Below are 25,836 nucleotides of genomic sequence, written 5' to 3'. Positions count from 1 at the left end.
TCTCCTTCCGATAGGGGAGAGACGGCTAATCTCAAAACAAAAGCTCTTTATAGGGGTTGACCCTTAAAGAGCTGTATTGCAGTTCCTAAATTCAAAGTAATTATCAAAAAAACTTAGACACGCTTTACTCAATCCTATGTTCCTGCCTAACATAGTTATCTTCTTCCCTTAACTTATCCAAGTCGATTTTCCGATCCCATACCTTCCTGGCATTATCAGTCATATAAGGAAAAATATATTGATCAACAATTACCTGAAAGTCACCATCATCCAAAAGATTATAGGTGCGAATCTTTATTTTTTTATCATCGAAGGTTTCAATAACAATATCATTTATAAGGTTTAATGGGTTTCTTATCAAATCAATATTTCGGATGTTCTTTATTAAAACAGGGCCTTTTGGCGAAATAACTGTAACATTCTCTCTGGGAACAATTTTTAGCAAAACCTTTCCTGGAATAAAACCAGGCAGATTCCAGAGAGTGATATACAAATAAAAAGGAGTAAATATTATTCCTCCGCCAAGATAGAAAAAGGAGTATTTGGAGTTAAATTTTAATCCATGTATAATTAGAAAAATGCATGCTATTAAAAATCCTACCGTGGCTAGAAACATTAATACATAATAAAATTTCGAGCCTTTTATAATAACTGCATCCCCTTTTTTCTGAACCATTGACAATTAATACTCCTCCTTTGAATCAGACAGAGAGAACCATATACCTTACCTACATGCCTTATTATTCTAAGCTTTCATAATGAGCCTGTTGCCAAAAAAAGGAGTCACTTTTTACTCCCCCCTTGAGAAAGACCTCACATATGAGAGAATTTGTGAGAACGATTCAATTTAGCTTAATCAATTTTAGGCTCTTTTCTCTCGTATCTTGCCACTTTACGAAGACGTTCAAGATCTACCTTTCGATCCCAAACCTTTTTTGCATTTTCCGTCATATATGGATAAATGTATTGATCTACAATTAATTCATAATGTGAATCTCCAAGAAGATTATATGTTCTAATTTTTATTTTCTTATCATGGAAGGTTTCAATAACAATATAATTGATTAAATTTAAAGGGTTTCTTACTAAATTAATATCTCGAATACTACTTATAGATACCGTATCTTTTTTCGAAGAATTGTCCCCTGTTCTCCCGGGATTATTTTAAACAAAACCTTCCCTGGCATTAATCCGGGCAGGGTCCATAAAGTCAAATAAAGATAGAAAGGGATAAATATAATTCCTCCGTCAAGATAAAACAAAGAATATTTAGATCAGCCCATGTATTATTAAAAAAATACATGCTGCTAAAAATCCTATTGTAGCCAAAAACCCCCAAACATACATGACTTTAAAACTTCTAAAATTACCGTGCCGCCCTTTTCCTGAATCATAGACACGCTCCTTTGATCCAGCAAGTCTAAAGTAAAGAAACCTCAAACTTATAACACATCTATTCTATCTTATGATCCCGCCTTACATAATTATCCTCTTTCCTTAACTTATCAAGATCTATTTTCCGATCCCATACCTTTCTGGCATTTTCAGTCAAATATGGGAAAATGAATTGATCAACAATAATCTGAAAATCGCAATCATCTAGAAGGTTATAAGTTCGAATCTTTACCTTTTTATCATCATAGGTTTCTATTACAATATCGTTTATAAGATTTAGTGGGTTTCTGACTAAATCAATATTACGAATATTTTTTATTGGAACTTCTCTCCTGTTAGCTTTAACAGTGCCATGTTCTCCAGGAACAATTGAAAACAGCACTTTTCCAGGAATAAAGCCAGGCAAACTCCACAGATTGAGATATAGCATGACGGGAGTAAAGACAAGTCCTCCTCCAAGATATAGAACAGAGTACTTTGAATTGAATTTCAACCCGTATATTATCAAAAAAATGCACGCAATTAAAAAACCCACCATTGCAAGGGTCACCCAAACATACATAAACTTTGAGCCCTTAATAAATATTTTCTCATTTTTTTCCTCAATCATTGACATGAGAGAATCCTCCTAAAAGAGCTTTGCCGAATAAACTTTTAATTGATGTCTCGTTTACCCTTTTAACATTTAAATCTAAGTTTTGATCCCTTGTGATTAACCAGTTCTCTGTTTCTCCAGGGATAACAAAATAAAGATCTATTAAATCTGGATTATTTGCAGAGTCATAGCCCAAGTTAAGCAAGCTATCCATTTTTCCTTTTCTATTTGAAAAATCTTTTAAAAACTCGGATGTAAATGAACTGCTTATCCTACTTTGCCACTTCTCAACAATAGAAACTGATAATGTTTCATTTTCACTCATATCTCCGAGAAATTCTTCAAACTCTTCATTCCTCAGACTAAATAGTACGTCACTCTGCTTAGGGAGATTGTTTATATTGAAAAATTCAATAATACTTGGTAATATCTCTTCTTTCTTGAACTTTGAAATATAATGTACCTGGTGATCGTGTAATAACCTATGGAAATATATTTCCCCATTCCCAATATGAAAGGATATATTTTCTTCCCCTTCAAGCGTTAAATCAAATTTGGAAGCTTTAAATGTCCTCTCTGCATTTCTTAGAATATTAATATAGGATTTATAGTTCTCTTTTAATCTATATTGATTATTAACTTCTATAGCCATATCTTTTGCAAGCAATGAACGGGCCGCAAATTCCAGCATTAACTTCAGTTCGGAATCTTGAAGTGAAGGAAAATATGTCTCTTTCATAGATATTCCTTCTTCATATAATCCTTCACTATAAAATGCAAAAATTAGTTCTTCAATACTTAATTGTATGTTAGTCATGTTGCCTCCTTAAAAAAATGATAATTTTTTTTCCAAGAATCCCTTTGCTCCATCCAGCAAAGATTCAGCTGTTTCCTTGGCCTTAGATAATCCTTTTCCAATTTCCTTAACCTTTCCAACTGGGTCTTCAATCGTTTCTTTTATCTGTTTATTAACAAAATCGATACCTTTATTAGCTGTTTCAATAACCTCACCAGCTTTCTCAAGCCCGCCTTTAAACTTATCTACTACAAAATGTATAGGCTCTTTTAATCCTATTGAAATTTTCTCAGCAATTCCAGCAGTTAATTTTGCAGCCTGCTCTCCAACAATCCCCCCTACAAAAGAGCCTATAGAAGCTCCCACAACTGTACCCACTGGTCCAGCAAAACTTAGTAAGGCTCCGCCAACTACCGCACCTGCGATTGCGCCCCCAGAAATTGCTACAGTATTGTTAACAGCTTTTCCAACAGCTTTTGCATTTTCCCGCTTAAGTACCTCTGGGTTATTTCCGTATTTAGCATAGTTCTCTGAAATTTTCAAACCCATACCGCTAGTTTCCATAATTCCAGTTATCGCAAAAGTACTAAAAGCATTTGTTTTTGCAAACTTAGACCCTGTTTGAAGAAAGGATTTTACCTTTGCTGCGTCTAACCTATTTTTACGTATCCCTTTAAAAAATTCTCTAGAACTACCAGTATACTTCACTACATCATCCGGAAGGTATTTAGCAATCTTTTTATGGATCAAATCCGCAAGTGGTGCATCTCTATACTTACTTCTCAAATATAATGGACCCAGGAAGGCTCTTGCCATCGTTCCTAACTTTTTACTTTCGTCAATTTTATCTGTTACCTTCTGAAGGGCTGCCATATGTTTATAGGTGAATACACCATCAGCATCCTTTATAAATTGAGTAAAGCCCAACCCATAAAAAGAAAGCTGTTTTGTCATCAATGCTCCGAGAGCTGTTACGGCACCATATTGCTCATATAACTTATACAACTTACCGACAAGATTATCTGCGTCAGCAAATTTATTCGCGACCATTCTCAGGTCAATCTCCATTTCACTAAGCTGCCCAACCAGCTGATTACCAGTACCCCAAGGATCTCCTACATGATAGAAACAATGCCTGTATTCCGGAGGAGCATTGTTAATTAAATCTGCAAGCTCCATATGGAGATTTCTGTATTCGTCTTCAATTCTGGACAAACGAGTAACCAAGTCGTTTGCCAGGTCTTCCAGGCGATCAGGATTTACAGATATTTCATTTCCCATTTCAATACCTCTTTTCTTTTCGGATTAGTTCTTCTAATTAAATTAAATTAAATTAATTATTTGATACCCAACTAATAATACTTGAATTGGCAATATAAAAAGGTCTGCACATCCCGGCACCGCTTCGCCATCATATCTTTTATTCTTGTCATAAGAACCTTTTTTCTTCTCTTCATTATTAGACATAAAAAACCCATCCAATCTTTACATTCTTCAATTATTATTTTTCCTTAAGCCTTGCCAATCTCTCTAATTCTCTTTGTCTTTCAATTTCTTCTCTGACTCTGTCAACTTCATTCGCAGCGCTTTCCAGTTCTCGGCTGATGTTATAAAGGTTATCAGAGTGCCTTTGGAAGAGGACACCTGCTTCTTCCAATGCGGAATCAAATTTGTCCCGGGCTTTGCCTTTCCATTCATCTGCATGGTTTTGGACACTTTGCTTTAGTTTGAATTCCTCTGTTTTAATATCATCTGAAGCTGTCTGAAATACCCTTGCCAGGGCTCTTACATGTGATGAGTTCATTTTGACACCTCATTTTAAAAGTTATTCTATCCAATAATTTAAAAGTCTCGTCAGCTGGCTATTTGGCCAGACTTTTTCATCCCTAATTCTTTATTCTATTTTTTAGAGGCCAATTATTTGAGGAGAGTTTGCTGAAGAATTTGGTTGCAGTATTTATGTACATGTCTCCAAACCGGAGACATGTACGGGAATTATTCAATTGTCGGCCTGCTTTGCCATCCTCGGTATGAGGAATCCCATAATCACACCTATGGCAATGATAAACAGAATAATATAAAGAAAGATTAATTTGTTATCTTGTTCTGTTGGAGTTTGATCCTCCGCCTTCAAAAAGCTTTCCTGTTTAGAATCGGAAAAAAGCTGAAGCTGGTCTGCTTTTGCGGTGATGGTATTATTAGTGGTTTCACCGCCATCAAAAAGCTGCTCCTTCACTTCCTTCAAAGGATCCAGGTTCTTTTTTGTAAAAGTAAGATCCTTTTGTTCTTCGGGGATCTCTTTCTTATTTTCATAAAGCGATTTTTCATGCAAGTAATCAGTATTCTCTTTGAATTCCTTTTTTTCATAGGTATTCGGCGTTAAGTTATTAAAGTCAGGGGTTGCCCCGGCAGATTGGCCACCTATCAGCCAAAACGCCGGGATCAACAGAATGATTTTAATAAATCTTTTAAGCTTCATAAGCCTGATCCTCATCCCTCTTTGTACGCAGGTCTTTTATCGACCGGACTGCAAATGGAATGATGGCAAGGAAGGCAATGATGCCAAGCAGTATGAGAATGGCCGGAATAAACAGGGATTGCGAATCATACTGGATCGACATATATACCTTGGACATTGGGTCTTCATAGTTAATATTCGGTGCTGTAAGAGCAAGAAATGGACTGATAAAGAAAGCAATGAGACCCACGCTCAAAATCCATCCTGCAAGATTGCCGATCTTGAAACCCGACAGCACAATGGCTGAGGCTGCAGTCAGCAGCAATATGGTGAAAATCGTCCACTCAATAGCCCGATCCTGTTCCATTGAGTAAATATTAAGGCCAAATATGCTGATAATCAGACCCACAATAAGATTCAGCAGTACAAACATGGAAGCATGGACAAGCATCGGCGCATTTTTGAAATAATGGCTGAAGTATCCGATCATTAAGCTGCTGAGCAGAACAATGGCCAACACAACAACCGGCGGCAGCTTGCTTTCTTCTTTCTTTGCAGCTGTTTCTCCGCTGATTTGAAGCGGATTGGATAATTGTTCGTATACCGGACCATTCTTTTGGCCATTCACATAGGTATTACCAAGAAGGTTGTAAATATCATCCCGGAACATCTGAGTCGTCTCTACATTCGAGCCCCACTTGGAATTCAGTGTATCTGCATCCTGCTGGACACTTTGCACCTTTTGCTCAAGCTCGCTTGTATAGGACACGATATTGCTTTGGTTCTCCCCGATGGACCCAACAAGATCATTAATCATCAGCATTCTTTGGCTGATTCCTTCCTGTTTGACCATCACAGAAGTACCGTCGATGCTATCTACAGGAACTGGTATATTCGTTGAGGATGTTTGAATTTGCTCCCTAACCGAATTTGCATTTTCCTGCAGAGCGGACAAATCTGTCTCGATGGCTGCTTGCTGTTCTTCAATTTTCTTATTGTATTCTGTGAAGAATGCCGTAAACTGACCTTCGAGGTCTGTCAGCTTTTGCTGAGATGATGGTATTGCTGTGTTCAGGTTATCCCACACCTTTTGTTCTTCCTCATTCACAGCTACTATAGAATTTAATTTCTGTACAAGCTCTTCCACTTTTTCAGGATTTTGACTGTATGAATTTTTTATTAAATCTTCATATTGAATAAGTGAGGCATAATACTCCATCATTTTTACGGGTTTAGTATTGGTAATTTCATCATCAAAAGCACCCAAATGATATTTATTTCCAAGTTCTATAATTTGCTGCTCTTTCTCCTCAATAAGATTTATCATTGAAGAGAAACTCATTGAGGCACCAAGTTGATCTAATAGACTATTCTTTTCTTCCTCTAAACTTTTGTATGCTGCATCAAGGCTGTTAAGCTCCTCAAATAATTTGGCATTTTCTGCTTCAAGCTTCTCAACCAATTCTTGCAGCGGGTTTTCTCCAGACTCCTTCGCTGCCAGTTCTTGCTCAACTGCTATTAAGCGCTGGGATAAAGTAGGTAAGACAGTCAAGGCGGAAACAACCTGTTCGGGCCTGGTACCCTCAATCGTCTCTAAAGATGTTTTCAAATTCGCTAACTCTTTTTCAACGCTTAAAATCTCATTTCTTTCCTCTTCCATACCAGGTAAAGATGGAGCATCTAAGCTGGCTGCTGTAATGGAATTAGTTTTGGCTCCACCGTTATTCTTGTTAGATGCCGCTCCTGTCCCTGCACCTGGATTCCCCGGTTGTTGTCCGTTTGATAGCTCTCCTTTTAACAAACCGATAGTTTCAGCTGCTTTATTGAAGGAAGATTCTTCTTGCTTATTGAAATATTCATCTAGTTCCTTATATTGCTCTTTAATTTGCCGATCTACCTCATTTTTTCGGATAGCTGACAAATCTCCAAACTCTTCACTATTCTCTTCAAGCTGCTTTTCCACACTATCAATCCCGCCAGCCAATTCCTGATTCCCCTTATTCAATACACTAATTGCCTCAGAATAAGTTGGCTGCTGTTTTCCCGCAACAGCTTGAATATTGACTACATTTTCATCCTGCATTTTTTGAAGGATATTTTGCTGATTATCCTGGTATTCTTTATACTGATCTACAAACTTTACAAACGAGCCAAGGTTCTCTTCAAATTGGCTGAGGTTGTTTTCACCCTCAGTAGTGCTTTCGGCAGTAGTCTTCACTGTCGATTGAATGCTCTCCAGCATATTGCGCTGCTGTTCAATTTCCTCTGCCAGGTTCTTTGAACTAGGCTTATAGAAAGCGAGCATTGCATTCTGGAAGTCTATTTCTTTTTGTAAAATGGTATCGAACTGGGATTTCACATTTTCAAGGTCCTGGGATACATAGGTCCAATACAATGTTGAAATCTTTCCATTGACACGGTTGGTGGCAGTCTGGATTTCACGCAGAACCTTTTCCCGGTTCAGTGAGTTCAGCTGGTTCTGTACCGTATATTCAAAACTTGCTTTTTCAGGCTGCTTGCTTTCATAGGACATGATGTTCTTTGAAAAGTTGGATGGAATATAAACGACTGCGTCATACTTGGTATTTTTCAGCCCATTCGCTGCAGCACTCCTGCCAATGACGGTCCATTCATACTGTGAGCCGTCCTGCAGAATCGATGTAATTTCCTCTCCAAAATCAAGTGACTTCTCTTCCTTGTCAGCGCCTGTATCTTCATTAACAACAGCTATGGTTCTTGTGGCATTCTCCCTGACTAGCAGAGGATTATCGCCAATGGAGCCAAAAAAGATGGCTGGCGCGGCGATAATCAGAAGCATCACCAAAACCATTTTCACGATGTATTTTGTTTTGGCTGTCATGCTAAGACCTTCCTTTCAGTGGCACATAAAGGAATTTGAATTTTTAATTCCTTTCCGTTTATAACGTAATAACCATATCCCGGCTGGATCTCTGCCTCTTTCCGGTCGTATGGAAGGGTAAACAGCGTCTGCTCCGATTTCTTCATCAGAACGATCGCCTGGCGGATCTGTTTGATTTCTGCTGTTAAGGAATCGTATCCTTTTGTCAGTTCATTATTGCTGCCTGTAACGATGACACTAAAGCCCAGATGGCTGCCGTTTTTCATCAGCCTTGCCATTCTTTCCTGCAGGCTGTTATCCAATGTCTGCGCAAAACGGGAGTATCCATCCACAGCCAGTACGATTGGCGAAAACTCTATATCGGTCTTGCCATGCTGGATTGCGTTTAGATATTCTTTTTCCCTGAGGGATAATTGTTCTTCCACCTGTGCTGCCCAATCGCTGATCTGTTCCTTTGTCTCGATATAAACCGACTTTTCCTCGCTGGCATAGGATGATAATCCTCTGTCAAAAGAATCGAAAATACCGACGGACTCTGCATCCTGAACAAGCATGTGATTGATCATGAGCTTAAGAACATTTGTCTTTCCTTTTTGGGCCTGCCCCAGGATGATGCAGTGTTTCGTTTTATTGAAGTTCGCATATACAGGTTTTACAGATTCCTCATCAAGGCCAACAGGCACAAGTCCCGGCTGTGTCACTCCTGTAGTGTAGCGGGTAAAGTTAATCGTATTAAGCTCTGCTGGAAGCATCGGCACCTCTTCAGGCTGCCTGCAGTCCTTGTATTTCTCTTTCAGTTCCTGGATGTCTTCCCGGATGGCTTCTATAATCTCAAAATCATCCTTGCCATCTGCCGGCAAGAATACCTGTGAGAAATACGCCTCTTCCTTTTTAATAATGGCTCTTCCCGGTATAGGCTCAGGTGCGAACGGAACCCTTCCCAGTACGGAGTATGCCTCGCTGCTGTCCATTAAATAATGGACGACCTTCGTTTTGAGGTTGTTCATAAGCGATTGTCTGATCGAATTGATCCGCGTCGCAGCAAAAATCATATAAATGCCGAGTGACTGTCCGTCCCTGGCAATCTGATTGATTTGTGTTTCAAGCTCCTGCATTTCTTCTTTTACTAAATCAAAGTTATCAAATGTGATATATACGAGCGGCAATTTCTCGCTGCTCATCGAATTGTACATCTTAATTCCGCTGACTTCCTGCTGCTGAAACAATAGCTTTCTGCGGGCAATTTCATCCTTGATCAGATTCATGAACTTTTCAATTTTGCGTTCTTCATCCATCAGGAAGAAGTCGGCCGTATGCGGCAGCTGTCTTAGCGGAAGAAGTGAGCCATTTCCAAAATCAAAAATATAATAATGGGCTTCTTCCGGAGTCCGCTTTTCGGCAATGCTAAGAAGCATTGTCATAATCGTATGGGATTTTCCATAACCGGAGGAGCCAAATACCCCCACATTACCATCCTCTATGATTTGATAGCTCAATGGATACTGGCTCTGCTTCTCAGGCTCATCCACCATCCCTAAATGAATCTCATGATTCTCTTCAGCGCGATGGAGCTTCCTGCTTAAACGCCCTTCAAGAGGCGGAAGCCACGGACTTCTAAGCTTTTTAATGCCCATCGAAGACTGTGCTGCTTCAATTTCCTCCACCACTGCTTCAATTTCTGTTTTTCCGCCTTTTTTCTTTCCTTGGCGTGAATTAACATCCGATAATGGCACAAGGCCCAAGTCGGTTACGATTGCAATTTCATCCTCTGTCTCTGAGGAGTCATCCAAATAAGGCGCCCCGCTCCATGCAGATTGGAAAAGCTCATAGACTTCATTATTGCCGACTTGCAGGTAGCCGCGTCCGGTTACGGTAATAGCTGCTGCATCTCCGTTTTTGATGATCTCCCGACTGTCATCTGTGTCCTGAACCTTTAAAGCTACCCGGAAACGGGCATTGCTCCAGATTTGTTCATCAATGACACCGCCTGGCTTTTGGGTTGCCAGAATTAAATGCACCCCCAGGCTTCGCCCAATTCGTGCAGCACTGACAAGCTCCCTGATGAATTCTGGCTCTTCACTCTTAAGCTCTGCAAACTCATCGGAAATTAAAAACAAATGCGGCAGCGGTTCCTTTGCCATCTTGTTTTTATAAAGGTCTGTGTAATCATTGATGTGATTCACCTGGTATTGATCAAAAAGCCTCTGCCGTCTTTTCAATTCACTTTTGATTGAGGCTAGCGCTCTTGAACTGAAGTTTTTGCTTCCTTCAATATTCGTAATGGTTCCAAGAAGATGCGGCATGTTCTTAAACGGCTGAGCCATTCCCCCGCCTTTGTAGTCAATCAGCAGGAAAGCGACCTCATGGGGATGGAAGTGAACCGCAAGTGAAAGAATATAGGTCTGCAGGAATTCACTCTTACCCGATCCCGTTGTCCCAGCCAGCAGTCCGTGCGGGCCATGCGCTTTTTCATGAAGATTCAAAAGCGACAGATCTTCCTTTCCTTTTAATCCAATTGGTACCGCCAAAGATCTGGAAGACTCTTTTGTGAGCCAATTCTGCTTGATTGGAAGCTTTCCTACTTCCTTTACTTTCATCATTTCCAGGAACGAAACGCTATTTGGAATGGAATTGGTCATTCCAACCTGATGATCAAGCGTTCTTAACAGACGGGAAAATTCCTCATTCCCCTTCTTCTGATGAGCATCAAGCCTAAATGGGATGTTCACGGCCTTTTTGTCCTGAATCAGAATGTCTCCTTCTTCCTGATTGACATATCTGACAAGTGTTTGAATATTATCATGCAGGCTTTCTTTTGAATCAGCCGCAAAAATAACGGAGAGTCCCATGTTGGAGTGGCCGCCCTCCAAATATTCCAGAATCACATGATCTGCAATCAGCTGCTGATTGGCAATGATAAACACCAGATGCGGAGAATACACCTGCTTTTCCTTATTTTCATCCAGATCCCTTTCTCGCAGGATTTCATAAATGGAAGATAACAGCTGATCCCTCGTTTGTTCGTTATATATCAGCCCTTTTGCATGTGCATGCGGCATCTGGAAATGCGGAAGCCATTTCAGCCATTCCCAATTCTTATATTCCTTTTCATTAAAAATAAATACAAACCGCACATCATGGTAGCTGTGGAAAAAGGCGAGCTGCCCAATGATCTGGTGTATTTCATTCTTAACAACCGACTCTTTTCCGATCAGCCCGATTGGCCCCTTAGCAAGGTCAGCCACCACAGGCACATTTCTAATCTCTTTATAAACTTTTTCCATCTGCTGTGACTGTTCAAGCAGGTCATCAATTTCACGGTTAGCCATGTCCCCTGAGCTGACCTTAACATCATAGCTCGCAGGCACATTACCGGTTCCAAGCCTGAACTGCAGAAAATCGAAACTTTCAAGAGGCCTCTCCCAAATCCGGTCAGATATATGGCTTGTGAAATATTTCATTTTCTCAAAAGAAGGAAAGTGGAATTCCAGAACATGCTTCTGCTGGTCAGACAGTACCTGCAGCTCCTTCCGCTTCTCTTCCAGGTAGGCAGTATACACTCGATGTCTGCGCTCTTTCCGCTTCTTTTGGTTGCTTTTATCCTTAAAGTATTGAACGGTAGATGTGACTAACGTGGTCATGAACATAACCATTGAAATGATAATAAAAATTCCTCTTGGCTGAATTAGGGCCACGATGCCCATCACAATCAGCATAATCAGCGGCGGCATAATGATCATCCATAACCCTCGATTGGAATCATCAGGCTCCTGTGACGGAAAGGATAGAGAAACTTTTTCATCCGGCATCTCATAAATCATTCTTGGCGTTCTGCGATAGAGCGGATATTTCTTTGCCATCTCTGATTGCGGCCTGATCGTAATCGGAAGCTTAGATTCATAGTTTTCAATGCTGTCGATCTGGAAAAGGTCCTCTTCCAGGATTCGAATAGACATAAATGGGAAGAACAGCACATCTCCGATTTCAAGGAAAACTCTCTCTTCAGCTCTTTTTCCGTTTATATAAAGCTGTCCTGATTGTGGTTCTGCCCTCCAGCCGTTATTTGTCTTAATCAGTTCGAAGGAATGGCTGGCATCCATTAAAATGCCGCTCTTTTTATAAATCGATGCTTCCGGGTTTTCAGAGGAAAATTCTATTTGCTTTTGATAGCCAGCATAGTAGGTCTGGCTATTCATATTTTCAGAAGTTACGAGTATCGTCAGGGTCTTCCCATCATCTTTTAGCTGGAAGGGTTCCCCGTCATTTAGCTTTCCGAGAACTGACTCATTTTGCCTCACTTCATAGAAGCTGTCGTGCCTTTCTATTGACACAGCCCCTTTTGTGAAAGGGAAATCTCTTATTGTCACCAGCTGCTCAAGCTCTGGGCCAATGGTGATCCTGCCGCTTCTTTCAAATGGCATAGACAGATGCTGGCAGTAATCGCTGTAAAACAACCAAAACTGTTCCATCTCTCCACCTCCTGTCTATCTTAATTTGGTTTTGTCTTTGCTGCCTCTTCCTGCTTTTCGGCTGGCTTTTCAGCTGATGTTTCAGCTGCCTTTGAATCTGCAGGCTTTTGCTCGTCGGCAGCCTTCTGTTCAGACTCTTGTTTTACAGCCTGTTCATTATCCCCGCTGTTGCTTTGCTCTTCCTGAAGACGCTGCTCCTCTTCCTCCTGAGCTTTCTGTTCCTCTATATACTCATCGATCTCAGCTTGGATTTCGTCAATTTTCTGCTGTTTTTCATCGGATTCAAGGCTATCATCTGCTTTGACAACTTCACGGTACTTTAGCAATGCAAATAGGATTAAGTCTCTATCTTCAAGATCCCGGGAGATATCGAGAGCTTCCTTGGCATCTCCCCTCCCAATATGAATCCAGTAATGATAGTAAAGAGGATCCGTCTGCAGGGTGATGGTATTTTGGACATTCTCTTTTTGGTCTTCTGTCAATGCTTCATTTATTATGTAGGACTGGGCAAGTTCGTATTGCACGACTCGCGGCATCTGATCAATATCATAATTGGATAATTCAGAAACGACTTCACTATATTGGCTTTTCAAGAAGTGTTCCTGGCTATTAATAAATGCTGCCTGTTTAGGCTGTGTAAAGAAAAGGGAATATAGACTGAAAGCAAGGAAAGGCAATAAAGCAATCAGCAGCCCCCAAGCAGAATACCTTGTGGCTTTCCATTTTTTCTGCGGAACCTTAACATATTCCTTATCTTTCTTTTCAAGCATTTCAATATTAGTCCGGATGACTTCTGACAATTCATTTTCATCCTTGGCTTTGATCACACTAGCCGCTGCAGGCGACAGTTCAATGGTTTCATGGAGTCTAAGGTAATCCCGGAAGGAATGCTTTCCATCTACAGCAGCTGCAACGGTCGCTTTCAATTCCATCCAGAGTTTTTCCTGATTGGCTTCATAAGGCGGAAGGCTTTCTTTCACACCATAGTGAAGCAAATGCGGCGACAGACTTTCATCAGCCACTAAATTTTCCGGACAAACAATGAGATGCAGTCTGGTATATGGATGACTTTTCACAAGCTTGAGGAGCTGTGAAGAAAAGATCCATCTGCTTCTTTGGTCTTTCTTTTTTAATTTGGAAAAGGTTAAATAATTTGAGGGAATTTGCAGGACGAGGCGCAGTTCATCCTCTGTTAAATGGACATCCCTTTTTATAGCTGAATCCATTGCTTTGAGCAATTCCAATTCCGCAGCAGCATCAGCTTTTATTTTCTCTCTTTGAAAAAGAATGGTAAGGGATTGATGATCTGTTTCGACAACCGCTTCAAGCTGCTCTTCAAGGTAGGTTTGACTCTTTTCTGACATTTTTTAATGCTCCTTTATAAAATTTTGAAACGGTCCCCAGTGGTAATCCCCCTATCTGCCAGCTTATCGTTTCCTGACAGAATCATTTGCTTGTTAGGAATTCTGACCCAATAGCCTTCCCGGGGCGGCTGAGGAATCGACTTAGCTTGCCAAACAATATCAACTACTTTTTTAACAGAGTGATAGTTAGATAGACGGAGATCAAAAGGTTCAACTTCATAATTTTTCAGATCGATTGTTAATTCTATGTACATATTCAACACCCCATAAAAAAAGAGCGCTTTTCATCTGATGAATGTAGCGCTCCTTCTCCACTTATTGTTTCAGATGAAATTAACCGCGGATTTGGCCAGCAATTTGGTTATCAGCATCTTCAAGAGCTCTTGCAGTATTATTAAGCTGAACAGAGATATCCTCTAATAATTGCTGCATTTGAACAAATGAAGGTCTTAAAGATTGGTATTGTTCAGCAAACGCTCTGCTTGCTTCCCCTTCCCATGCACCTTCCAGTTCACGAATCATATTATCCAAACGGACAATCTGATCCCCAACCTGGCTGCTTTCTCCATTATAACGGTTAGACATGCCTACTAATTCTGCTGGTGTAACGCGAATAACTCCTGACATTCAAATCTCTCCTTTTCAATAGGTTACTATTATTGTAAAAATACACAATTAAAAGGTCAATTACTTACTTGCAAAAAATAACAAAACAGTCATTTATACCCATCAATACCCAATTTTGAAATACTTAAACCCAAATTGGTATTTTTTTCATAGGTTTTTTCTATTTTTTGTTATTCACTCATTTTAAAATACAAATTTTCTTCCTTTTTATTACTATCATGGCAGTCAAAACTCGTCAAATCGCTTATATAGCCTTGTCGAATTATGTCTGTGGTTTTATTCCTATTAATCTATAAACCCCTTATTGTATTCCATAGGTAAAATTACCCTATTATTTATATTTCAATTGAACTTTTTTGAGCCCCTTTTTTTCCTTCAATCACCATTCTAGGTTTTGTAGTTCTTTTGAATCATTTTCAAGAAAAAATTTCCGGGTTCTTTAAGCAAAAAAAGATACAGCCGAATCGCTGTATCTCTTAACAAACTATTTATTCCCCAACCACCTTAGCATCCTTTAGCATCTCATCCGTCAATTCAACTCCCTGCTCCTCAGCTGCTTTTTTGTTAATCACCAGCTCAAGACTTTCAGGGTAGCCTACAGGAATCTCACCAGGCTTTTTGCCTTCAAGGATATCAACAGCCATTTGGCCAGTAGAGTATCCAAGATCATGATACTCAAAACCATATGAAGCAAATCCGCCCCGTTTAACCGAATCACTTTCTCCAACAAAGGCTGGAATGTCTTTCTCATTGGCTACGTTCAGAACAGATTCAAGGGCAGATACAACGGTATTGTCCTTAGGAATGTAGAACACATCAGCACGGCCTACTAAGGATTCAGCAGCCTGCTTTACCTCGGAGCTTGTTGAAATAGTCGTTTCAACTGCTTCAAGCCCTGCTGCCTCGATGGCTTCTTTCGCATGCTTAACATTAACTACTGAGTTTGGCTCCCCGTCATTGTAGATGATGCCGACCTTGTTGGCTTCCGGTACAAATGTTTTAATTGAGTCAATCGTTTTTTTGATGGCATCCGGATGTGTATCAGATGTACCCGTTGCATTCCCGCCTGGTTTTTCCATGCTTTCCACAAGCTCAGCTCCAACAGGGTCGGTGATGGCAGTAAATAGAATTGGAATATCCTTCGTGGATTGCACAACCGATTGTGCACTCGCAGTAGCAATCGCCAGGATCAAATCATTCTTGTCTGCAACCAGGTTCTGGGCAATGGACATATTATTGTTCATATCCCCCTGGGCATTCTGGAAGTCAATTTTAAGATTTTTTCCTTCTTCATAGCCAGCATCTTTCAGTGCGGCAATAAACCCCTCTCTCGCAGAATCCAATGATGGATGCTCCACAATTTGCGTGATCCCGATTTTTACGGTTTTCTTTTCTGACGCTTCCCCGCTGGTTTCCTCATTTCCTGATCCACAGGCAGCAAGCATTAGTAATGCACTGCTTGCTAGGATGGCTAACATCTTCTTCATCACAAATTCCCCCCGACAATTGTGTAGTTTTTAAAATTTTTATAATATTTTGATACTAACACGTTTAATATGAACGGAACAATAGCTAATCCCACTTTTTGTTAGATAAATTGACATTAGCAGTTTTAGAAGGCTCTATTTGCGAAAGACTATAATAAAATATAGGGAGGAATAAGAGTGGAATTCGATTGGATTTGGAACTCAATCCTTGTCGTCATCGGGGGCACGCTGTTATTAAGGATCGCTGGCAGAAAGTCTATTTCACAGATGACATTAGCTCAAGTAGTAATCATGATTGGCATTGGTTCCCTATTAATTGAACCGGTTTCAGGGGAAAGCATTTGGACTACTCTTGCTGTAGGACTCATCCTTGTCCTTACTTTAATTATCATGGAATATGCGCAAATGAAATCAGACAAATTCGAGAAGTTTATCACTGGGCAATCCAAAATGATTATAGAAGATGGAAAATTAAATGAACAAAACCTGAGAAAACTGCGGTTTACTGTGGATCAGCTAGAAATGAAGCTTCGCCAGCATAATGTTGCTGTCATCAGCGATGTAAAATGGGCGACTCTGGAGCCCAACGGTCAGGTTGGCTATGAATTAAAGGAAGAGGCCCAGCCAGTGACGAAAAAGGAATTCCTGCAGCTGCAGGCTGATGTCCAGCACCTGATTCATTTGCTCGAACCTGCCTTTGCCAAGGGCTTCTCTGTCCATAGGCTTTCCGAAAACGAAGAGGACATTTTTACAGAAGTGGCAGAAGAAACGACTGATAATGTACCAGATCATCTGCAGTAAGAATAAAGCTGATTCCCAATGGGAACCAGCTTCTACTGACTCTGTTAACGGATTGCCACCCTGTTAGGGATTTCGTTATATTCTTCTGGATTCAAATCATACACACTGCCATCTGCCACGCCATTGATTACCCCCATGACACCTGTTTCTACTGTCTTAACCAGCTGGCCTTTCATCTTTTGTCCATAGTTATGTGTCTGTCCTTTTATTTCAAATAGGACAACCCCGCTACCGTTCAAGGCAAAGGAGCCCAAGGCAGTTCCAGGCAAGTCTAAGTCCTGGTCATATAAAGAAATATTGGTAAACACTGAATTTCCTTTTTCCTGAAGTGCATCATATAGTTCAACGTTTAACTGTCGTGAGAAATCAAAGCGATAATTCTCCGCATATTGGCTATATTTTGCCCCCTCTGGAGAACTTGGGTCCGGAACAAAGTCTGCTGAAATGGACATTGTTACATCTTCATCTGTTCCTTCAATCTTATAGAAATTTTGGTGATGAAGATCTAAAAAGACTTCAACCTTGCCAAATTCCTCTTGCAGACCCTTATATACATCCCGGACTGTTTGCGATTCAGGTGTAATATACCAGCCTGGAGTACTGGAATTGCCAGGGAAGTCCTCCGCCTTCGGAACATAGTTCAAGTCAGGGTTAAAGTCACGGTTTACATCGAATCCTGGAGCTGCAGAATAGTCATCTCCCTGAAGACTGCGTGTGTAATAATTCCAGGTTGGCTGCGCATTATGTAATTGAGGAAACTGTGCCTGAACTTCTGCCCAGGTCATCACATTGCCGCGCCTGTCCAATTCAGAACCATCGGCATTCATCATCGGGATTGCGACAATCGTTAATTCTTCTCTAATCCTTTTCGCTTCTGGTGATTGACTTGAACCTAAATATTGAAGAATATTCAGCAGCGCAACAGTGCCCGTCTTTTCATTGCCATGAATTTCGCTCTGCACCAGTACCACCTTATCTCCATGGCCCACTCGTGCTGTAAAGATATCTCTCCCCTGATTCGTTTTTCCCGCTGATTCAACCTGAACCAGGCCGTTCGATGATTTTTCAATTTGGCTTAACTTACTCTTTAATTCTTCATAATCAACAAAACCATTAATTGATACATTTTCTTCTGTCACAGGCTTTGCACCCTCAGCAAACCCTACTTGGGGTACGAGAATCGAAGCTGCCAGTGCTGCTGAACTAAGTACTTTCCATAATGACCTTTTCTTCATGTTTTAGCCTCCCCTAATCTATTAATTCGATATCCGAATTATTTATATCATGCCTTTTCCACAGGAGGATGTAAATCTGCTAAAAGAATTAATATTCTGAATAATAAATATCCTACATTTTCCTTATTTGATAAGACTTTCATCATATATGAAGAGTCACTCACATTATTTTTATAAAAAATCTTACTTCATTAATGCTGATACACAAACTTGCGGCATTAATCTGATTCGCCTTCTGCCTTTTCAAGCATCTCAGCCAAGGCAAGCCGCCGGCCTTCCTCATTTACTTATGACCCTCTTATTGCTCCTGAATTCAGCAGGAAGATTATTACCGAATTCAAAAAGGGGATGCCCTTTTTAAAGAGCTTCCCCTGAAATTAATTAATAAGGATATCCAAATCCTGGTCCACAGCAAGGTCGCGGGTAAAAAGGCGGCGGTGGTGGAGGATACCAATAATATGGACGCGGATAAAATAAGGCAGTGCCCAATAAACCTCCTGCTAACCCGCCTAAAAAGGGCAGACCAAAGAATCCAAAAAACCGCTGATCCTGCGGCTGATAATGGCCTCTATAACGGTACATCCGTTTATACCTCCATTTCCTCTATATATGCTTACACTACTTTATATGCGTGGAAATGGGTTTGGCTTGGGCAAATTCATTACATATGGAGGGGGAATGTTTGGGACATATTAAACGAAAAACCTTGAAAGGCATAGCCGATCCAAGGTTCAAAAAAATATATTATATTTTTAGAAATCCCAACTACTTCACCTGGTGATTTATTAATAATGCTTCTTTATTGGATTGCCTACAATGCCTTACTGAATATATTCTTTTTCCGTATAATAAAGCATTACTTAAAGAATAGTAATATCTGTGTCTTATCCATCAACTTCGTCTATTCTTCATTCTTAATACTTATTAAGCTTTGTTTTACTCATAATTTGTAGCGGCAATAAAGTCAAAAGTATCAGTTGAAGTAAATTCATTGTTATACTCAAAATTATATATCAGGATTACGGCATTATATGAATTTTTAAGGTCTATACTTTTCTTGATTTTTGGGATAATAATTTCTTCATACGAACACCCATCTAATAATGTCGAAATATCACTACTGCTATTCTTATAAACTACTTTCTCTATAGTATCCTCATCTGTTTCATCCATATCAATATTAAAATCGATAAAAAATTTGGATGGGACAGACTCACCATCCTCATCATAGGTTAAATCTACATACTTTTCTATAGAGTCTTCTTCTTTAATATTACCTAACCAAATAGAAACCCATCCTTGTTTTTCCATTATAGTACCCTCCTATTTTGATCTCAGATCATCCGGTAAAGACGAAACCCCACCCTCAAGTCTATAATTAGCCCAATTATTAAGTCGTCTAACAAATGTATTATAATCGTTAGATGTATCTATTATTGTAAATAATTCATTATGGGCTTTAGCCTATAATACTATACTTACGATTTCTCATTTTCAGGAAAATCTCCAAGTGTTCTTTTAAGAATCCGACATAACGGTCGACCTCTTCTATCGTAGAGTAGGGAGAGATCGTGAAAAATTTATGTGCGTACACCGGCAGCTGCTTGTTTGAGTCTGCCGCTTCCACAAGCCGCTGCTTTTTCGTATTTCCAAAAAAGACAGTATCTCGTTCAGCACCAATTACCTCAGCAAACTCGTCATTAAATTGATTAATTTCCATTATTTCTTCCACAGGTAAATGTCCGTTCAATTCATTATCCCATTCAGTCTTTTCAGGGTAAAAGCGGAATGTTGTAATAGGAGAAATTTCATTCGTTACTGCCACATTCGAAACTTCTCTTGTTAACATCTCTCTAAATGCAATATTGACACGGATATAATTGGCCAAAAGCTCTTGATAGCCTTCCATTCCAAATGCTAATAACGATGCATAAATCGCCAAAGCACTTCCCATCCGCGAGCATTCCAGTGTAAAGCCTGTATGATAGCTGCCATACCCACGATTCCCAACATATGGCGTTTCCGCTGCATCTAAGTCTACATACTTAAGATATTCTCTGTTTTTAATTAAAAATAAACTTGTGATATATGGGGTTTGTCCAAGCTTATGGAAATCAAAGACCATACTATCTGCAAGCTTTATCTGTTTGAACTTATGCTGATAGGATCTTAAAACCTTCTTAACATTGTCTTCAAATCTCAGAGGGTTGCTTTCAAAATCGTAATGGTTAAAGAAGGTATACATGCCGCCCATGGCCGAATCTGCATGGATATAGATCGGAAATACGCCATGGGTGCGTTCCAAGTCTTCTGCTATCCGCTTAATCCCCTCAATGTCATCAACCCCAAATGTATCAGTCGTTCCCATTGTGGCAAGTACATAAAGAGGAACACCGCCATTGCCAATAACAAGCGCCATTTTCTCTTTTAAATCGTCGAGATTCATAGAATGATCAGCATTCGCTTTTACCCGAATCATGTTTTTCACGCCAATCCCTGCAGCTTCTACAGACTTATACAGACTATAGTGTGATAGCTCTGAACAGAAGCAATAGAGATTTTGCGGTACACCATTTTCATTTGAAGACGGAGCGTACCGTGCAATGGCAAGTCGCAAAGAATTAAAAACAACGCCTTGTCCTCCCCAGGTTGTATACCCTGCACTAATGCTCTCATCGTATCCGATTAATTTGGATAGCATACTGGTTATTTCGATTTCTGCTGCAGCCGCAGCCGGTCCTTCCACATCCCAAAGATTGTTCCCATTGACCAGGACCATTACTAAGTTCCCGATCATACTGGCTATATTCGGAAGGGGCGCTGCGTTGGCTACATAATTTCGATTGACGTAGCGGTGTCCTTCTGCCAATTTAAGAAGCTCCTGAATCACTTCCTCCATCGGCACACCCTTTTTCGGAACATCGGCCTTTTCAATGATACGATTATAGTAATCCTCTGTGTATTCGGGCATTATTCCCAGTGTTAGTTTGTTGGGATCCTTTAACTCATCTATTTTCGTTAAGATCGTCTTAAAGTAAGACAATAATTCCTCTCTTTGGAGTTCATTCCCATCCATGCTGGGAAATAACTTTTGTATTTCCTTCATCCTGTACCTCCTGGATGCTTTTTCTTGAAGCAGTTTTATCTAAAGATCCAATAAAAAAGTCCACACAGGTGGACAAATCAGTGCCTAATTAAGCCTTTTGGCAACCTGGCTGCCATAGAAATATTCCCTATTAAATAGAAGGGATACTGTAATATTTATTGATCCTTTCTTTTATAAGGACTAATTCGGGCATCAAAGGGAAGCTTCCCACAAGCTGCATTTACCTGAAAGAAGCACCTTTATATTAATCAGCCAGCAAGGTAAGGATCTTTATACTGCTGCACTGACCTTTTTATCAGCAATTTGATCCTGAGCTGCCTCTGTTTCAGCACCATGATTCCATGCAAATATTAATTTGTTTACATCATTTGTCAGCTCAACAAGGTTTTTTGCTACCTGAACGAGTTTTTGCATTGCAGATAGTTCATCATCACTAATTTCGAGTAGCTCCTCAAACATTTCAACAGATTCCCTTGAGATTGAGGCAATCTCAACAATTGTTGCCATGATCTGCTGTGAAGCAGAGGATAATTCCTGTGTACTCGCAGAAGAGTTTTCATTATTTTCAGCAATAATTTTTGTAGTAGCCAGAATTTGTTTGAACATGGCCCCAACTTCTACAAGAGTGGTATTTGTATCTTTCAATTCCTCTGTTCCCTGCTGCATGGAGTTCACAACTACTTCAGTTTCTTCCTGTATATTCTTTACAATGTTTGATACTTCAGAGGAGGACTGCCGTGATTGTTCGGCCAATTTTCGAACCTCATCAGCAACGACCGCAAATCCCTTGCCATGCTCTCCCGCACGGGCCGCTTCTATGGCCGCATTCAATGCCAATAAATTAATTTGTTCTGAAATCCCTGTAATCACTTTTACTATCGTGCCGATTTCATGAGACTTTTCTCCGAGTTTATTTATGGCATCAAATGTTATATTTACCGTTTGATTAAACTGATTCATTTTATCTAAAGAATCCTTTAGCTTCTCGTTTCCGTCCTGCGTCAGTTCTAAGGTAGTATTCGATTGTTCTGAAATCTGAAGGGATCTCACGGATAGATCTTCGATAGCCTGTGTCATTTCCTCCATAGATGCAGCACTTTCTTCTGTAGCTGCCAATTGTTTCGTCAACCCTCTGCCTACCTCATCAATTGCCGCTCTAACAATATCCGCTTTCTCAGAAGCATATTCACCGACTTCAGTAAGATTTTCACCTTTTTCATGAACATCTTTTGAATAGGAAAAAAACTTTTCCCTTACAAGGCCAAAATAGTCGATTAGCCCATTAAATGCAGTATGTTTAGAGCTTCGTTCATCAACTTTGTTTGCAATATTGCCCGCTGATAATTCTTCCATTCCATTTATTATTTCTTTATGAATATGAAGATGGTGCTTTAACGAAAAATACCGGTAGGCAAAAAACACCGATACTCCCATTAAGATAATAATGATGCCTAGCATAATCGCTTCCATTTTAAGTAAATCCCCTTACATCTATTTAATTGAATTAAACTTCAGTGTGTATATTTACAGCTCTTTTATAAGGATATATGTACCATCCGCTACATTTTCAGGAATACCGCTCAACTTATGATTATCCTGATATTTATGGACAATATAATTTCCTTCTATATCTATATATTTTTTCATATTATGATATTTTTCCATGACCCGTATTGATTTCGGGTTGGTTGCTTCACCTAAAACAGCCTTTAATCCTTGGGATGATGCTTTTGCGATTAATCTATTTCCTAATTGCTGAATAATTTCATGACGATTATGTTCAGCTATTACGCCTAACATGAAAAGATGTAATAGTTCTCCATCCTTGATTTCATGTCCATTCTGTATTTTATAATCTTCCATGAAACGTTTATCGACATCTTCCAAAACACGCAGAATTACATTCATATCATAAAAAGAACCTTCAAATATGTCTTCCCCAATTATCTCAGGTGCATTTGTATCTCCCGCAAGCACACCAACAACATTTTGATTAGCATCCTGTGCAACTGCGCAATATCCCTGTTCAATCGTAGAGTCTAAATAATCCTTGGTAAACTGATAGAAATCCTCATAGCCTATATTCAGTTGACCTACCATTGGCTCCTGAACCCATTTCCCTGCAGCCTCCACTCCTATGAATGTTCGAGCCAGACAATCAGCTGCTTTCACAATTAATTCTGGCTGATCCTTCGTTATAATTTCGTATGTATATAGCTCTAGTGTTGTTTGCACTTCTTTACTCCCTTTCAAATGTAAAATAATGATTCCCTAATCATAGTCACGAACATTAGATGCCATGAGGCACTTTATCAACAAACGTACCTGAGAACTCAATTCTCTCAAGTGCATTCCTGATTTGCACCTGCGCAATTTTAGATGATGGTTTTACTACAAGAATATCCTTAAATCCCAATGAAGAATAAAATTGCATTGTCTGTTCAAGCTGTGGAACAACCTTTGATGGGACAGGGGTTTGATGGGTCCCGTCTACAACAAATGTATAACTTTGCCTTGATACCTTATTAATCGTATCCTGTAAATCTATCATATAACCTTCCGCATCCTCCTCTCTCATTAACCCATGAACCTGTACATGAACTTCCTTTGCGGCCTCATTAATGGCCATTTTGTATTTTTTCTTATCTACAACTATCATCGCTGATCTCCTTTTCCTGTATTCTCCATCATTTTTTTGCCGCTATTTAAAGGGTGTCCCAAAAAAAGACTACCCCCAAATAGATAGGGGATAGCCAAATAAACGTTCGTTATTATCCTTGGCAACCCGACTGTCATTACCCTGGAGGATTTTAGACTCGTAGCTTTGCGTCCTTACCTTTCGATAAGTTTGCCTTTTTCAATTTTATTAAGTAGGACTAATTTCGCGATTACATTTTACTATACCATTATAAAGAACTTGCCATTTTTTGTCGATGCTTGTATTTTTTATCCTCATATCCAATTTCATCCGAAATAGTATGTTCCCAATGTTAAAGAAATTAAAAAGGTTCCCATAAATTTAGTTAACTTATGAGAAGCCTCAATTAAAAACCTTTATGCCAACAAAATATCAGTATCCCTCATTCACCCCGCCAGCGCAAACTTCGGCCGGTAAAAATCAACTTCATGCTCTAATTCACAAATCCCTTTTCAAAAAAGCGAAAATAAAAGGGATTAATAATTTATAGAGCTGATGTATTTTGTTATTCTAGTAAATATGCATATTGGGCAGCTTAGGAGTGGATTTTAACCGTGAACAAAAAAGACATCGCACAGATTCGGAAACAATTTAAGTTAAATAATGACTTACTAAAGATCTCAGATATTTTTAATGTCTATATTATGAAGGAATCAAGCGAGATTTATCATTATGAGAGCCAGCCTTTTGAAATGCTGGACCAGGATCAGCAGGAGCTATTTATGGATAACTTCAAAAAGCTGCTTGGCGGCCAATTGGATGAAAAGCTCTTTGAATTAAAGTTTCAGAGGGATGCCGAAAACAGCAGCCAGCTCATCCTGCATCAAGGATTGCTTAGCAGTGATGCTGAAGGCTGGACAGAATTAATGCTTCAGATTGTCGGCAAAATGCTGGGAATCCGGCAATATGAAAAGGATATTGTCGTTACGTTCATTCGCGGGGAGTATCTTAAGCCAATGAAACGCCGCAATGCAGAAGCCGAGGAAAGTGAACGGGATACCGTTTATTCTCATCCCTTTATTCTTTGCAGCATAAATAACACGCAAGAACCGAAGAAAGAACTGCTTTTTGACTATGTCGAAAAGGAATTTAAATATCATTTTACCGTTGATCCGATTATCAACCTCAAGGCTCCCATTTCAGGGTTCCTATTTCCATGCTTCACCGATCATGCTGCTGATGTCAATCACGTCTTGTATTCAGCAGGCAAGGTTCATGAGCCCGACCACCAGTTCATAGAGGACGTTTTAAACGGGGAAGAAACGATGACGGCGCAGGATGATAAAATCGTTTTTGAGGAAATTATTAAAGACGTAACAGGAGATCAGCTAAGCACATCAACACTTTCCAGCGTATATGAAGAGATTAACCGGATGATCGTGGAAAACGAAGAGGATGAACCGCCTAAGCTGGATTCCAAAGACGTAGAACGTGTTTTAAAGGTGAGCGGACTCGAAGATATTGATTCAGAAAGGATCCAATCCGCTTATCAAAAAATCATCGACGATGACAAATATGAAATAAAGGCAAGCAGCGTCCTGCCCAAATTTAATTCAAAATCAATAAAAATCAGCACGAAGGCAGCCAACATATCCATCTGCCCGCAAGATCTTCGATATGTCAAACAAATCCATTTTGACGGCAAGCGCTACCTGATGATCGAAGTGGAAGAAGATACCGTGATTGAAGGCTTCACGATGATTCCCGAAACTTTTGGTGGAGGTCCGGACAAAGAATAATAAAAAAGGAATTCCCGAATAGGAATTCCTTTTTGTTTGTTATAAGCAGTTTGGGGATCAGCGGGACAGAAAACCTGTACCTATGTCCTAGCGGATGATGCTTTAAAACGTTGGGTTCAACGCTTTAAATTACACCATACTACCCCTAAGGTGAGAGTGTGAATATCTTAAACGTGGTGTGTGGCAGGGTGCGGCAGCTCAAGATT

General features: G+C 39.8%; 22 protein-coding genes, 1 pseudogene and 1 riboswitch. Of the genes and pseudogenes, 2 read left to right on the top strand and 21 right to left on the bottom strand.

Annotation, left to right across the window (positions count from 1 at the left end; all coding sequences use genetic code 11):
- Positions 1 to 124 precede the first annotated feature (124 nt).
- The 14 genes and pseudogenes from DFO72_RS26200 to DFO72_RS26140 form a co-directional block, all read right to left on the bottom strand.
- On the bottom strand, positions 125 to 676 hold the full coding sequence (locus DFO72_RS26200) for a DUF5381 family protein (RefSeq protein WP_113885313.1): 552 nt from the start codon (positions 674 to 676) through the stop codon (positions 125 to 127).
- Positions 677 to 852: 176 nt separating this feature from the next.
- A pseudogene (locus tag DFO72_RS30785) lies at positions 853 to 1,262 on the bottom strand (DUF5381 family protein).
- Between the two features lie 191 nt (positions 1,263 to 1,453).
- Complete coding sequence (locus DFO72_RS26190) at positions 1,454 to 2,011, bottom strand: DUF5381 family protein (protein WP_181782420.1); 558 nt, start codon at positions 2,009 to 2,011, stop codon at positions 1,454 to 1,456.
- Positions 1,998 to 2,807 (bottom strand): hypothetical protein, encoded by an 810-nt coding sequence (locus DFO72_RS26185; protein ID WP_113885298.1) that lies wholly within the window; start codon positions 2,805 to 2,807, stop codon positions 1,998 to 2,000. Before DFO72_RS26185 ends, DFO72_RS26190 begins: the two co-directional genes overlap by 14 nt.
- A 9-nt stretch (positions 2,808 to 2,816) precedes the next feature.
- Positions 2,817 to 4,001, bottom strand: a complete 1,185-nt coding sequence (locus DFO72_RS26180; RefSeq protein ID WP_243856279.1) for a hypothetical protein — start codon at positions 3,999 to 4,001, stop codon at positions 2,817 to 2,819.
- Between the two features lie 108 nt (positions 4,002 to 4,109).
- Entirely contained in the window at positions 4,110 to 4,253 is a 144-nt protein-coding gene (locus tag DFO72_RS29730) for a hypothetical protein (RefSeq protein WP_166672559.1), read from the bottom strand.
- 34 nt (positions 4,254 to 4,287) lie between these two features.
- Positions 4,288 to 4,590 (bottom strand): WXG100 family type VII secretion target, encoded by a 303-nt coding sequence (locus DFO72_RS26175; RefSeq protein WP_009336194.1) that lies wholly within the window; start codon positions 4,588 to 4,590, stop codon positions 4,288 to 4,290.
- 195 nt (positions 4,591 to 4,785) lie between these two features.
- Positions 4,786 to 5,265 carry a type VII secretion protein EssA gene (gene essA, locus DFO72_RS26170; protein WP_113885296.1) on the bottom strand — a complete coding sequence of 160 codons (480 nt, stop codon included), beginning with the start codon at positions 5,263 to 5,265 and terminating at the stop codon, positions 4,786 to 4,788.
- Positions 5,255 to 8,104: a type VII secretion protein EsaA gene (gene esaA, locus DFO72_RS26165; RefSeq protein ID WP_113885295.1), complete on the bottom strand. Its 2,850-nt coding sequence runs from the start codon at positions 8,102 to 8,104 to the stop codon at positions 5,255 to 5,257. The genes essA and esaA overlap by 11 nt, the downstream gene beginning before the upstream one ends.
- Entirely contained in the window at positions 8,101 to 12,573 is a 4,473-nt protein-coding gene (essC, locus tag DFO72_RS26160) for a type VII secretion protein EssC (RefSeq protein ID WP_113885294.1), read from the bottom strand. The genes esaA and essC overlap by 4 nt, the downstream gene beginning before the upstream one ends.
- A gap of 20 nt (positions 12,574 to 12,593) precedes the next feature.
- Positions 12,594 to 13,937, bottom strand: coding sequence for a type VII secretion protein EssB (essB, locus tag DFO72_RS26155; RefSeq protein ID WP_113885293.1), 1,344 nt, complete (start codon positions 13,935 to 13,937; stop codon positions 12,594 to 12,596).
- Positions 13,938 to 13,951: 14 nt separating this feature from the next.
- Positions 13,952 to 14,191: an EsaB/YukD family protein gene (locus DFO72_RS26150; protein ID WP_113885292.1), complete on the bottom strand. Its 240-nt coding sequence runs from the start codon at positions 14,189 to 14,191 to the stop codon at positions 13,952 to 13,954.
- A 79-nt stretch (positions 14,192 to 14,270) separates the two neighbouring features.
- Positions 14,271 to 14,564: a WXG100 family type VII secretion target gene (locus DFO72_RS26145; RefSeq protein ID WP_009336200.1), complete on the bottom strand. Its 294-nt coding sequence runs from the start codon at positions 14,562 to 14,564 to the stop codon at positions 14,271 to 14,273.
- 488 nt (positions 14,565 to 15,052) lie between these two features.
- Positions 15,053 to 16,051, bottom strand: coding sequence for an ABC transporter substrate-binding protein (locus DFO72_RS26140; RefSeq protein ID WP_113885291.1), 999 nt, complete (start codon positions 16,049 to 16,051; stop codon positions 15,053 to 15,055).
- Positions 16,052 to 16,228: 177 nt separating this feature from the next.
- Here DFO72_RS26140 and DFO72_RS26135 point away from each other — a divergent pair, with 177 nt between their 5' ends.
- Positions 16,229 to 16,852 carry a DUF421 domain-containing protein gene (locus tag DFO72_RS26135; protein WP_113885290.1) on the top strand — a complete coding sequence of 208 codons (624 nt, stop codon included), beginning with the start codon at positions 16,229 to 16,231 and terminating at the stop codon, positions 16,850 to 16,852.
- A gap of 44 nt (positions 16,853 to 16,896) precedes the next feature.
- Here DFO72_RS26135 and DFO72_RS26130 read toward each other — a convergent pair whose 3' ends face one another.
- The 7 genes from DFO72_RS26130 to DFO72_RS26100 all read right to left on the bottom strand — a co-directional run bounded on the left by DFO72_RS26130 (position 16,897) and on the right by DFO72_RS26100 (position 23,852).
- Positions 16,897 to 18,087 (bottom strand): M14 family zinc carboxypeptidase, encoded by a 1,191-nt coding sequence (locus DFO72_RS26130; protein WP_113885289.1) that lies wholly within the window; start codon positions 18,085 to 18,087, stop codon positions 16,897 to 16,899.
- A gap of 381 nt (positions 18,088 to 18,468) precedes the next feature.
- Complete coding sequence (locus DFO72_RS26125; protein ID WP_113885288.1) at positions 18,469 to 18,669, bottom strand: hypothetical protein; 201 nt, start codon at positions 18,667 to 18,669, stop codon at positions 18,469 to 18,471.
- Between the two features lie 354 nt (positions 18,670 to 19,023).
- A complete protein-coding gene (locus DFO72_RS26120) occupies positions 19,024 to 19,398 on the bottom strand; it encodes an immunity 22 family protein (RefSeq protein WP_113885287.1) in 375 nt (124 codons plus the stop codon).
- A 148-nt stretch (positions 19,399 to 19,546) separates the two neighbouring features.
- Positions 19,547 to 21,193 carry a pyridoxal phosphate-dependent decarboxylase family protein gene (locus DFO72_RS26115; RefSeq protein WP_113885286.1) on the bottom strand — a complete coding sequence of 549 codons (1,647 nt, stop codon included), beginning with the start codon at positions 21,191 to 21,193 and terminating at the stop codon, positions 19,547 to 19,549.
- A gap of 270 nt (positions 21,194 to 21,463) precedes the next feature.
- The gene (locus DFO72_RS26110) at positions 21,464 to 22,663 is read right to left on the bottom strand and encodes a methyl-accepting chemotaxis protein (RefSeq protein ID WP_113885285.1); all 1,200 of its coding nucleotides are present in this window, start codon (positions 22,661 to 22,663) and stop codon (positions 21,464 to 21,466) included.
- 54 nt (positions 22,664 to 22,717) lie between these two features.
- Positions 22,718 to 23,428, bottom strand: a complete 711-nt coding sequence (locus DFO72_RS26105; protein ID WP_113885284.1) for a hypothetical protein — start codon at positions 23,426 to 23,428, stop codon at positions 22,718 to 22,720.
- A gap of 55 nt (positions 23,429 to 23,483) precedes the next feature.
- Positions 23,484 to 23,852 carry a hypothetical protein gene (locus DFO72_RS26100; RefSeq protein ID WP_113885283.1) on the bottom strand — a complete coding sequence of 123 codons (369 nt, stop codon included), beginning with the start codon at positions 23,850 to 23,852 and terminating at the stop codon, positions 23,484 to 23,486.
- Between the two features lie 117 nt (positions 23,853 to 23,969).
- Positions 23,970 to 24,056: riboswitch (cyclic di-GMP riboswitch) on the bottom strand.
- Positions 24,057 to 24,445: 389 nt separating this feature from the next.
- Here DFO72_RS26100 and DFO72_RS26095 point away from each other — a divergent pair.
- Positions 24,446 to 25,630, top strand: coding sequence for a DUF4317 domain-containing protein (locus tag DFO72_RS26095; protein ID WP_113885282.1), 1,185 nt, complete (start codon positions 24,446 to 24,448; stop codon positions 25,628 to 25,630).
- Positions 25,631 to 25,836: the final 206 nt, after the last annotated feature.

The organism is Cytobacillus oceanisediminis, assembly GCF_004366035.1.
In the GTDB taxonomy this organism is placed as follows: Bacteria; Bacillota; Bacilli; order Bacillales; family Cytobacillaceae; genus Cytobacillus; species Cytobacillus oceanisediminis_C.
The sequence above is the reverse complement of the archived record's forward strand: the minus strand, read 5'-3'. Positions and strand labels throughout refer to the sequence as shown.

Coding starts and splice junctions, on each gene's coding strand:
- DFO72_RS26125 (WP_113885288.1), bottom strand. CDS start 18,669: ATGTACCGTTATAGAGGCCATTATCAGCCGCAGGATCAGCGGTTTTTT.
- DFO72_RS26150 (WP_113885292.1), bottom strand. CDS start 14,191: ATGTACATAGAATTAACAATCGATCTGAAAAATTATGAAGTTGAACCT.
- essA (WP_113885296.1), bottom strand. CDS start 5,265: ATGAAGCTTAAAAGATTTATTAAAATCATTCTGTTGATCCCGGCGTTT.
- DFO72_RS26110 (WP_113885285.1), bottom strand. CDS start 22,663: ATGGAAGCGATTATGCTAGGCATCATTATTATCTTAATGGGAGTATCG.
- DFO72_RS26145 (WP_009336200.1), bottom strand. CDS start 14,564: ATGTCAGGAGTTATTCGCGTTACACCAGCAGAATTAGTAGGCATGTCT.
- DFO72_RS26115 (WP_113885286.1), bottom strand. CDS start 21,193: ATGAAGGAAATACAAAAGTTATTTCCCAGCATGGATGGGAATGAACTC.
- DFO72_RS26120 (WP_113885287.1), bottom strand. CDS start 19,398: ATGGAAAAACAAGGATGGGTTTCTATTTGGTTAGGTAATATTAAAGAA.
- essC (WP_113885294.1), bottom strand. CDS start 12,573: ATGGAACAGTTTTGGTTGTTTTACAGCGATTACTGCCAGCATCTGTCT.
- DFO72_RS26185 (WP_113885298.1), bottom strand. CDS start 2,807: ATGACTAACATACAATTAAGTATTGAAGAACTAATTTTTGCATTTTAT.
- DFO72_RS26175 (WP_009336194.1), bottom strand. CDS start 4,590: ATGAACTCATCACATGTAAGAGCCCTGGCAAGGGTATTTCAGACAGCT.
- DFO72_RS26130 (WP_113885289.1), bottom strand. CDS start 18,087: ATGAAGAAAAGGTCATTATGGAAAGTACTTAGTTCAGCAGCACTGGCA.
- DFO72_RS26190 (WP_181782420.1), bottom strand. CDS start 2,011: ATGTCAATGATTGAGGAAAAAAATGAGAAAATATTTATTAAGGGCTCA.
- DFO72_RS26100 (WP_113885283.1), bottom strand. CDS start 23,852: ATGATAGTTGTAGATAAGAAAAAATACAAAATGGCCATTAATGAGGCC.
- DFO72_RS26200 (WP_113885313.1), bottom strand. CDS start 676: ATGGTTCAGAAAAAAGGGGATGCAGTTATTATAAAAGGCTCGAAATTT.
- esaA (WP_113885295.1), bottom strand. CDS start 8,104: ATGACAGCCAAAACAAAATACATCGTGAAAATGGTTTTGGTGATGCTT.
- DFO72_RS29730 (WP_166672559.1), bottom strand. CDS start 4,253: ATGTCTAATAATGAAGAGAAGAAAAAAGGTTCTTATGACAAGAATAAA.
- DFO72_RS26140 (WP_113885291.1), bottom strand. CDS start 16,051: ATGAAGAAGATGTTAGCCATCCTAGCAAGCAGTGCATTACTAATGCTT.
- essB (WP_113885293.1), bottom strand. CDS start 13,937: ATGTCAGAAAAGAGTCAAACCTACCTTGAAGAGCAGCTTGAAGCGGTT.